The following is a 9,266-nucleotide window of genomic DNA, read 5'->3' as shown; positions in this document are numbered from 1 at the left end:
GCGAAGCCGCCTGATCCGCGGTTCTCACCGGATGCTTACCGTCCGAATGGCCCGATTGCGAGAGAGAACAGCTTTGGTCGGAGAGGGTGTTCGCCGTCCTGCCCACGGAACACGGCCTGGCGACGAAGCAGACCCTGCATTGGGACGATCTCGCCGGCGAGAACTTCATCGTCAGCAATGCGGCGCCAGGGCCGGAGATCTATGACTATCTGATCCAGCGACTGGCCGGTCTCGGCCACCATCCGAATATCCACCCGCACCCTGTCGGCCGGGATGTCCTGCTGTCGATGGTAGCCATCGGGCGCGGGCTGACGCTGACCAGCGAGGCGACCACAGGGGCTCAGATTCCGGGTATCGTCTATCGCCCGATCATGGGCGAGGTCTTGCCGTTCAGCGCGATCTGGTCGCGCCGGAACGACAATCCGGCCTGCCGCAGGTTTCTGAGCCTCGCCCGGATACTGTCGCAAACCGACCGGCCGGCCGTCAGGCAGGCGGACGCGGCGACGAGACCGCCTGCTTCGCCTTCGCAAAGCCTCGATCTGTCGCCATGAACCGCTCCAGCATGGGAACGATCAGGCGCACCGGATCGGTGGCCGGCTGTCCCGCCTCGCGGCCGAGAATCTCCGCGTAAGCGGTGAGATCGCGGTGAAGGCTGGCGGGCAGCTCCAGCGTGATCTTGACCGGCTTGTCGTCGGCGATCGGGCCGAGTTTCAGCTTCGCCATGTCAGCCTCCGTAGGGTTCGAGCACGAGATCGCGCGTGACGATGACGCGGACGGGGAAGCCTGGCCGGATGGTGAGCGTCGGCGCGATGTTGAGCTGACGCTGGACGATCTGCTGGCCGGTCTGGCTGATGCTGTCGGACGCGCCGTTGCGCAGGGCGCGCACGATGTCGCTTTCCTGCCCGGATGAGCCGGCTTCGGCCCCGACGCTGAGGAGGGTCGAGAGCGCCGCGGCCTTGAACAGCTCGCCCCAGTGATAGTCGACGCCATCCTCCAGCCCGGCATAGCCTTCGGCGTCAGCGCCGGGCTGGCGTTCGAGGACGATGGAGCGGCCATTCGGGAAGATCAGCCGGTTCCAGACCAGCAAAATGCGGCGCTGGCCGAAACCGACGCCGCTGTCATACTGGCCGATGACGCGCGTGCCCTGCGGGATCAGCAGGATGCGCCCGGTGGGGCTGTCGTAGATGTTCTCCGTCACCTGCGCGGTGATCTGGCCAGGAAGGTCGGAGCGGATGCCGGTGATGAGTGCGGCGGAAATCACCGCGCCGGCCTGAAGCACATTGGCCGATGCGGGTGCGGCGACCCGATCGGGCGAGACCGTGCGTTTGTCGGGCGCCTGGTTGAGGAAAGCGAGCTGGCGATCCTGCGCCGAGGGCGTCGCGGGCTGCGGCGCGAGGCCGAGGCTGGCGAGGTCGGTCGCGGGCGCGGCCGCAGGCGCGGTTGGTGCGGCGCTGGCGGGCCGTGTCTCCGTCGACGAGAACAGACGCGCGGTGCGCGCCGCTTCCAGCTCCTGCGCGCGGCGCTGTTCCTCCGGGCTCGGGCCCGGGGACGCTGGCGTGGTCATGCCTGGTGCGGGAATCGGCTGGCCGCCATTCTGCGCGCTGAGGATCGGGCGGCCGAGATCGCCGGGCAGCGGCGGGCCGAGTCTGGGAACACCGCTATAGTCCTTCGGCAGACCGTTCAGGCCATCCGGCGTGCTGCGGTTGTCGGTGGAATAGAGTTCCTGTCCCTGATTGCCGGCGTTGCGGGTCTGGAGTGCATAGAGCAGGGCGCCACCGACGCCGAGGCTGGCGACGAGTCCGAGCCCGGCCAGCACTTTGCGCGACAAGCGGGTGACGCGCGGAGGCTCGGGCCGCAGCCGCATCGGCGCGACCGGCTCGCCGGTGAGCGGCCGGTCGTCGGTCTCGTCGGCCGCGTCCGGCTGCGGCGCCCCATCGGGCGTCCGGCTCTCTTCCCTTTCGGGATCGCGTTCGTCGCTCACGATGCCGGCCTCCCATCGGTGCGGGAGATACGCACGCGCTTCTGGGACTTGCCCGCCCCGAAGCGCAGCTCGGCGGCGGCGAACAGCCGGTCGACGATCATGTAGTTGCCGCGCACGCGGTAGTTCACCAGTTCGGAGGTGTCGCCCTCCGCGCCGACGACGAACAGGGGTGGCATTTCGCCCTGGCCGATGCCGCGCGGAAACTCGATGAACACCTGCCGGCCGTCATCGAACGCGCGCAGCGGCCGCCACGGCGCTCGATCGCCGCTCACATCGTAGCGGAAGTTCACCCGCGCGAGGTCGATGCCGGTGGCGACGGGCTGCGCCGCCTGCGCGTCGGCATTCTGCCGCCGCAGGGCGATGAGCTGGTCCTGCGGATATTGCCAGGAGACCGACGCGATGTAGGTCGAAGGTGTCGAGCGCAGTTCCATATGGTAGGTGCGGCGGTCGGTGTTGATGACGAGGTTGGTGAGCAGTTCGGGCCGCGTCGGCTTGACGAGGATGTGGATCTGCCTGGCGGCGCCTGCGCCGCTCTCGGTATCGCCAATAATCCAGCGCACGGTGTCGCCGGCGGCGACTGGTCCGGCGCCGACGAGCTGCTCGCCAGGCTGGAGCGCGATGTCGGTGATCTGCCCCGGCGAGGCATAGACTTGGTAGAGCGCGCCGTTGACGAAGGGATAGACCTGCATCGAGTTGATGAAGCCGTCGCGGACGGGTTGGACCCGCGCGGCGGCGTTGGCCTGGTTGACGCGCACGGTCGGGTCGGCGGCTTCGGGAACGGGCTTGCCGTCCTTGCCGACCGGCTTCAACTGGCCGGGAAGCGGCAGGGGCTTGGGGAGTTCCACGACCTGCACGGGACTGGGCGGTTCGGTCGCCTGCACGGCAGGCATGGCGTTGTCGTAGGCGATTTCGGGCGGCGGCATATTGCTGGTGGCGCAGCCGGCGAGCGCCGATGTGCAGAGCAGCACAAGTGGCAAGCCGGATTTACGGAAAGCCGGATTGGCGTGGATGCGGAAAGCCGGACGCCCTGCACTCCAGGGGGCGGCTTTACGGAGTGCTGGCGTCATTGTCCAAGCTCCTTCGACCAGTTGATGGCGTTGACGTAGATTCCGAGCGGGTTCTTCTTCAGCGTGTCGGCGTCGCGCGGGGGCTGCACGGCAACGGTCAGAATGGCGGACCAGCGTTCGGTAGAGGCGAGCGCGCCGTCCTGATAGCGGCGCTCGATCCAGGCGATGCGGAAGCTCGACGGCGAGGCGCGGATAACGCTCGACACCTCCACCGCCACCTGTTGCTTGCCGACCCTGGCGAAAGGATCGTTCGACCGGGCGTAGTCGTTGAGGGCGAGCGCGCCGCTCTGGGTCGTGAAGTCGTAGGCGCGCAGCCAGTTCTGGCGCACGATGATCGCGTCGGCTGGAATCGAGCGGACCTGCTCGATGAAGCGCGCCAGGTAGAAGGCGATCTGGGGATCGTTCGGCTGATAGTCGGCCGTCGCCGGCGCAACGGCCTGCGCCTGGCCAAGGCGGTCGACCTGCACCACCCATGGCACGATCGAGCCGTTGGCGGATTGCCAGACCAGCGCGGCGGCAAGGCCCATCGACAGCGCGAGCGAGCCGAAGGCCATGAAGCGCCAGTTGCGGGCCTGCACGCGGGCGGAGCCTATGCGCTCGTCCCAGACCTGGGCGGCGCGTTGATAGGGCGTCTCGGGCTGCGGGGATTTGCCGTAATGGGTGGCGGGTCGTTTGAACATGGTCAGTCGCCTTCGGAGAGATTGATGGTGGAGCTGGCGCCGTGGCTGTCGCCGCTGCGAACGGCGTGGGCGGCGGCCTGAACGCCGTGGGTCATTTGCTGGGAGCGCTTCATGCGCTTGGCCCAGGCCGGCGGCCTGTCGGTGGTGGAAGCGGTTTGGGAAGCGGCCTCGGCTTCGCCGCCGACCGTGCCGGCGGTCGAAGCCCCGCCTGTCGCCGCGAAGGCGGAGCGCGCGCCGGATTGGTAGCTCTGCTTCAGGCTGTCGGCGGCGCGGCCAGCGGCGCGTTTCAGCGGCGAGACGGTGGCCTGTGCGCCCGCGCTGGCGACATTGCGCAGGCCGGATGCGACGGCGGATGCGCCGGTTTGGCCGGCCGCGCCCAGGCTGTAGGCTGTCGATGCGCCTCCAGCCAAAGCCGCCCCGCCACGGGCGGCGGCGGCAGCGCCGCCCACAAGGGCCGTGCCGCCGGAAACAGCCGCGCCTGCGGCAGCGGCGCCGGCCGCGATCGCACCGCCCGCGGCCAGGCCGGTTCCGATCGCGGCGCCCGCGCCGAGCTGCGGCCCGCCTGAGACAATGCCGTTGGCGATGCCGGGGCCGAAGATGCCGAGGCCCAGCAGCGACAAGGCGGCGAGCACGATCGCCATCGCGTCGTCGATCGACGGCGTGGCGCCGCCGAAGCCCGTGGTGAACTCGGAGAACAGGGTCGATCCGATGCCGATGATGACGGCAAGCACCAGCACCTTGATACCGGACGAGATGACGTTGCCGAGCACCCGTTCGGCCATGAAGGCGGATTTGCCGAACAGGCCGAAGGGGATCAGCACGAAGCCGGCCAGGGTGGTCAGCTTGAACTCGATCAGGGTGATGAAGAGCTGGATGGCGAGGATGAAAAAGGCGAGCAGCACCAGCGCCCAGGCGAACAACATGCAGACGATCTGGATGAAGTTCTCGAAGAACGACCAGTAGCCCATCAGGCTGGATATGGAATCGAGCAGCGGCCGTCCGGCGTCGAGGCCGGTTTGCGCGACCTTGCCGGGACGCAGCAGGTCGGTGACGGTGAAGCTCGTGCCGGACGCCTTCAGACCGAGGCCGGCGAAGCTCTCGAAGACGATACGGGCGAGATTGTTCCAGTTGCCGATGATGTAGGCGAAAACACCGACGAACAGCGTCTTCTTCACCAGCCGGGCGATGATGTTCTCATCTGCGCCCCAGCTCCAGAACAGGGCGGCGAGCGTCACGTCGATGACGATCAGCGTCGTGGCGATGAAGCCGACCTCGGGTTGCAGAAGGCCGAAGCCGCCGTCGATGTAGCGGGTGAAGACCTCGAGGAAATGGTCGATGACGCCGGTGCCGCCCACGATCAGCGCACCTCGGGCCGAGAGGGCTCCGCCTGAATGGCGGGCGTGGCGTCGTCGGGAGCCGCCTCGGCGGGGGCGTTCGGGAACAATGTCGCCGGTCCCGCCGGCGCGGGTGCCGGGGCCGACTGACCGAGGAAACGCCTGCGGTTTTCGTCCCACGCTCGCAGGCAGGACGGATCGCGCGGGCCGGCTTCGCCCATGGCGCTGCACCGCGCCAGCTCCGCGCCGAGCGGATCTCGTTCCGTCACGGTGCGCGTCTGCGTCGTCGGGCTGTTTTGCCGGTCGTCCTTACGGGTCATCTCGATCGCGGTCGCCGTGACCGCGACCGCGACGAAGACGACAGCGCCGAGGCGCGCGAGGGTCTTGCCGTCCATCGGGTCGCCCTCAGTTGCCGTGGAACATTTGCGCGTTGCCGGGCTGATAGCCGGTCCCCGGCGTCAGGAAGCGGCGGCGCTGTTCGCGGCCCTGTTCGGCGGCGGCGGCCTGTTCGGCCGATTGCAGCGCCTGCGCGCGCCCGTTGGCGGCGATGACGGCGGTGAGATCGGCGAGCTGCTGGGCCTGGAGGGCGAGGAGCTGGTTGCCGGCTTGTGTCGCCTGCAAGGCACCCGTGGCCGACTGGCTGGCGCCGACCAGCGCCGACATCTGCGTGCGGTTGGTGTCGATATTGCCGACGACCGTGGCCTGCACACGCATGGCGTCTTGCAGACCGCCCACCGTGTTCTGCCAGCGGCTCCTGGCGTCGGCGATCAGTTGCGCGTCCGGCGCCGACATCGACACATTGGTGTATTTGGTCTGGAATGCCTGGTCGATCTGCTGGACGTCGTAGGCGATGTTCTGAGCCTGCTGGAGCAGTTGTTGCGTGCGCTGCACCGACTGCTGGAGCTGTTGCAGCGACGAGTAGGGCAGGCTCGCCAGATTGCGGGCCTGATTGATGAGCATCTGCGCTTCGTTCTGAAGCGAGGTGATCTGGTTGGTGATCTGCTGAAGGCTGCGGGCGGCCGTCAGCACGTTCTGCACATAGTTCGTGGGGTCGAACACGGTCCATTGGGCTTGCGCCGGCGTCGCCAGCATTGGGGTGAGCGCGACAGGGGCGAGGAGCAGCGCGGCGGCGAGCCGCGCCGCGCGGGAGCGAGGCAAGGTCATGGCAGTTTCTCCTTCAGGGTGAGCGTTGGAATGAGGTCGGCCGCCCAGCCGAGATCGCGGTGGCGGAGCCAGGCGACGAGGAAGCCGGCCTGCCCGTGTTCGGCGAGCAGCCGTGCGATCACGGATTGGTCGGTCTTGGCGGAAGCAGCGCAGAGCGCGAGGGCGACGTCCGACAGCCCGAGCTCGAACAGGCGATTGCCGCGGCGGCTTTGGCAGTAGTAGTCGCGCTTGGGCATGGCCCGCGCGAGGATCTCGATCTGGCGATCGTTGAGGCCGAAGCGGCGATAGATCGCAGTGATCTGCGGCTCGATGGCGCGCTCGTTCGGCAGGAGCAGCCGGGTCTGGCAGCTTTCGATGATGACGGGCGCGATGGACGAGCCGTCGATGTCGGAGAGCGATTGCGTGGCGAAGACGACGCTGGCGTTCTTCTTGCGGAGCGTCTTCAGCCATTCGCGGATCTGGCCGGCGAAGCCTTCGTCGTCGAGTGCGAGCCAGCCCTCGTCGATGATGAGAAGGGTCGGCGATCCGTCGAGGCGGTCCTCGATGCGGTGGAAGAGGTAGGAGAGGACCGCCGGCGCCGCGCCGGTGCCAATCAGCCCCTCGGTCTCGAACGCCTGCACGGTCGCCGTGCCGAGATGCTCGCGTTCGGCGTCGAGCAGCCGCCCATAGGGGCCACCGATGCAATAGGCGCGAAGCGCCTGCTTGAGGTCGTTGGACTGGAGCAACACGCAAAGGCCGGTGATGGTGCGTTCCTCGACCGGCGCTGAGGCCAGCGAGGTCAACGCCGTCCAGATGTGCTCCTTCACCTCCGGCGTGATGGCGACGCCTTCACGGGTCAGGATGGCGACGACCCAGTCAGCGGCCCAGGCGCGCTCGGGAACATCATGGATGCGGGCCAGCGGCTGAAGGCTGACCGAGGTTTCCGAGCCGTCGGAAAGATCGCCGCCGAGGTCATGCCAATCGCCGCCCATCGCCAGCGCCGCCGCCCGGATCGAACCGCCGAAATCGAAGGCGAAGACCTGAGCGCCGGCATAGCGGCGGAACTGCAAGCCCATCAGCGCCAGCAGAACGGATTTACCGGCGCCCGTCGGGCCGACGATCAGGGTGTGGCCGACATCGCCGACATGCAGGGAAAACCGGAACGGGGTCGAGCCTTCGGTCTTGCCGAACAGCAGCGGGGGCGCTGCGAAGTGCTCGTCCCGTTCCGGCCCCGCCCACACGGCGCTGAGGGGGATCATGTGGGCGAGATTGAGGGTGGAGATCGGCGGCTGCCGGACATTGGCGTAAACGTGTCCGGGCAGGCTGCCGAGCCAGGCGTCCACCGCGTTGATGGTTTCCGCCATCGCGGTGAAGTCACGGCCCTGGATGACCTTCTCGACCAGGCGCAGCTTCTCGTCGGCGGCGCGCGGATCGGTGTCCCACACCGTCACCGTCGCGGTGACATAGGCGATCCCTGCGTAGTCGGCGCCCAGTTCCTGGAGCGCGAGATCGGCGTCCGCCGCCTTGTTCGACGCATCCGTGTCCACCAGGACGGATGCCTCGTTGGTCATCACCTCCTTGAGGATCGCGGCGACCGATTTGCGCTTGGCGAACCACTGGCGGCGGATCTTGGTCAGCAGCTTCGTTGCATCGGTCTTGTCGAGCAGGATCGCGCGGGTGCTCCACCGATAGGGGAAGGCCAGCCGGTTCAATTCGTCGAGCAAGCCCGGCGTCGTCGCTGTCGGAAATCCGGTGACGGTGAGGACGCGCAGATGCGCCTGCCCGAGACGCGGCTCGAGGCCGCCGGTCAGCGGCTGATCGGCCAGCAGCGCATCGAGATAGATCGGCGTCTCGGGAACGCGGACACGGTGCCGATGCGTGGAGACGCAGCCATGGAGATAGGTCAGCGTCTCGCCGTCATCGAGCCACCGGCATTCGGGCATGAAGGCTTCGACCAGGCGCAGCAGCCGGTCGGTGCGGTCGGTGAAGCCGCCCAGCGCCTCGTGCGGATCGAAACCCTTCTGCTCGCGGCCTTCATAGAGCCAGCCTTCGGCGCGGGCCGCGTCTTCGGCCGGCGGCAGCCAGGCGAAGGTCAGGAAATAGCTGGACTCGAAATGCGCGCCGGCTTCCTCGAAATCGGCCTTGCGCTCGGCATCGACCAGCGCCGACGCGGCGTCGGGAAAATGGCCGTCGGGATAGCGATTGGAGGGATGGCGCTGCGCTTCGACGAAGATCGCCCAGCCGGAGCCGAGGCGGCGGAAGGCGTTGTTGAGGCGGCCGGCGACCGCGACCAGCTCGGCCGCGACGGCGGAATCGAGATCGGGGCCGCGAAAGCGCGCCGTGCGCTGGAAGCTGCCGTCTTTGTTGAGCACGACGCCCGTGCCGACCAGCGCCGCCCAAGGCAGGAAGTCGGCAAGCCGGGTGTTCTTGTCGCGATATTCGGCGAGATTCATCATCGTCGCTCTCCCGCTCAGACCGTGAGGTGCGCGGGGATGCGCAGGTGACGGCGGCCGACGTCGACGAACAGCGGGTCGCGCTTGGCCGCCCACACCGCCGCGACGTGGCCGATGGCCCAGATCACGATGCCGGCCAGCCAGAGGCGCAGACCCAGGCCGAGCGCGCCGGCCAGCGTGCCGTTCATGATGGCGATGGCGCGCGGAGCGCCGCCGAGCAGGATCGGCTCGCACAGCGCCCGGTGAACCGGCACGGTGAAGCCCGGCACGTCGTCGGCCGCGCCCAGCATCAGACCAGCGCTCCGCCGCCGAAGGAGAAGAACGACAGGAAGAAGCTCGAGGCGGCGAAGGCGATCGACAGGCCGAACACGATCTGGATCAGGCGACGAAAGCCGCCGGACGTGTCGCCGAAGGCCAGCGTCAGGCCGGTCATGATAATGATGATGACCGCGATGATCTTGGCGACCGGACCTTCGATCGACTCCAGGATGGATTGCAGCGGCGCTTCCCACGGCATCGACGAGCCGGAGGCGTGGGCGGGAGCCGCCATCACCACGGAAAGCGTGGCGCTGGATAGCGCCGCGACGAGGCGAGGACGGATTTGGTGC

The 9,266-nt window shown here is 68.2% G+C and carries 10 protein-coding genes and 1 pseudogene; 1 reads left to right on the top strand and 10 read right to left on the bottom strand.

The window, feature by feature from the left end:
* Positions 1-47: 47 nt before the first annotated feature.
* A pseudogene (locus ACFFJC_RS20440) lies at positions 48-551 on the top strand (LysR family substrate-binding domain-containing protein); the annotation flags it as partial.
* Here ACFFJC_RS20440 and ACFFJC_RS20435 read toward each other — a convergent pair.
* The 10 genes from ACFFJC_RS20435 to ACFFJC_RS20390 all read right to left on the bottom strand — a co-directional run bounded on the left by ACFFJC_RS20435 (position 484) and on the right by ACFFJC_RS20390 (position 9,259).
* The gene (locus tag ACFFJC_RS20435; RefSeq protein ID WP_379489181.1) at positions 484-723 is read right to left on the bottom strand and encodes a DUF2274 domain-containing protein; all 240 of its coding nucleotides are present in this window, start codon (positions 721-723) and stop codon (positions 484-486) included. The pseudogene ACFFJC_RS20440 and the gene ACFFJC_RS20435 sit on opposite strands and share 68 nt — an antisense overlap.
* A gap of 1 nt (position 724) precedes the next feature.
* Positions 725-1,864: a TraB/TrbI/VirB10 family type IV secretion system protein gene (locus tag ACFFJC_RS20430; protein WP_379489187.1), complete on the bottom strand. Its 1,140-nt coding sequence runs from the start codon at positions 1,862-1,864 to the stop codon at positions 725-727.
* A gap of 113 nt (positions 1,865-1,977) precedes the next feature.
* Positions 1,978-3,048, bottom strand: coding sequence for a P-type conjugative transfer protein TrbG (trbG, locus tag ACFFJC_RS20425; RefSeq protein ID WP_379489180.1), 1,071 nt, complete (start codon positions 3,046-3,048; stop codon positions 1,978-1,980).
* Positions 3,045-3,728: a conjugal transfer protein TrbF gene (gene trbF / locus ACFFJC_RS20420; RefSeq protein ID WP_379489179.1), complete on the bottom strand. Its 684-nt coding sequence runs from the start codon at positions 3,726-3,728 to the stop codon at positions 3,045-3,047. The genes trbG and trbF overlap by 4 nt, the downstream gene beginning before the upstream one ends.
* Before the next feature lie 2 nt (positions 3,729-3,730).
* Positions 3,731-5,083, bottom strand: coding sequence for a P-type conjugative transfer protein TrbL (gene trbL, locus ACFFJC_RS20415; protein ID WP_379489178.1), 1,353 nt, complete (start codon positions 5,081-5,083; stop codon positions 3,731-3,733).
* 2 nt (positions 5,084-5,085) lie between these two features.
* The gene (gene trbK-alt, locus ACFFJC_RS20410; protein ID WP_379489177.1) at positions 5,086-5,457 is read right to left on the bottom strand and encodes a putative entry exclusion protein TrbK-alt; all 372 of its coding nucleotides are present in this window, start codon (positions 5,455-5,457) and stop codon (positions 5,086-5,088) included.
* A 10-nt stretch (positions 5,458-5,467) separates the two neighbouring features.
* Positions 5,468-6,226: a P-type conjugative transfer protein TrbJ gene (gene trbJ, locus ACFFJC_RS20405; protein WP_379489176.1), complete on the bottom strand. Its 759-nt coding sequence runs from the start codon at positions 6,224-6,226 to the stop codon at positions 5,468-5,470.
* The gene (gene trbE, locus ACFFJC_RS20400; protein ID WP_379489175.1) at positions 6,223-8,661 is read right to left on the bottom strand and encodes a conjugal transfer protein TrbE; all 2,439 of its coding nucleotides are present in this window, start codon (positions 8,659-8,661) and stop codon (positions 6,223-6,225) included. Before trbE ends, trbJ begins: the two co-directional genes overlap by 4 nt.
* 14 nt (positions 8,662-8,675) lie before the next feature.
* Complete coding sequence (locus ACFFJC_RS20395; RefSeq protein WP_102114757.1) at positions 8,676-8,948, bottom strand: VirB3 family type IV secretion system protein; 273 nt, start codon at positions 8,946-8,948, stop codon at positions 8,676-8,678.
* Positions 8,948-9,259, bottom strand: coding sequence for a TrbC/VirB2 family type IV secretion system protein (locus ACFFJC_RS20390; protein ID WP_379489186.1), 312 nt, complete (start codon positions 9,257-9,259; stop codon positions 8,948-8,950). Before ACFFJC_RS20390 ends, ACFFJC_RS20395 begins: the two co-directional genes overlap by 1 nt.
* Positions 9,260-9,266 lie beyond the last annotated feature (7 nt).

This window comes from Novosphingobium soli (genome assembly GCF_042432915.1).
GTDB lineage: Bacteria > Pseudomonadota > Alphaproteobacteria > Sphingomonadales > Sphingomonadaceae > Novosphingobium > Novosphingobium soli.
Note: the sequence above shows the minus strand (reverse complement) of the source record. Positions and strands in the feature narration are given on the sequence as shown.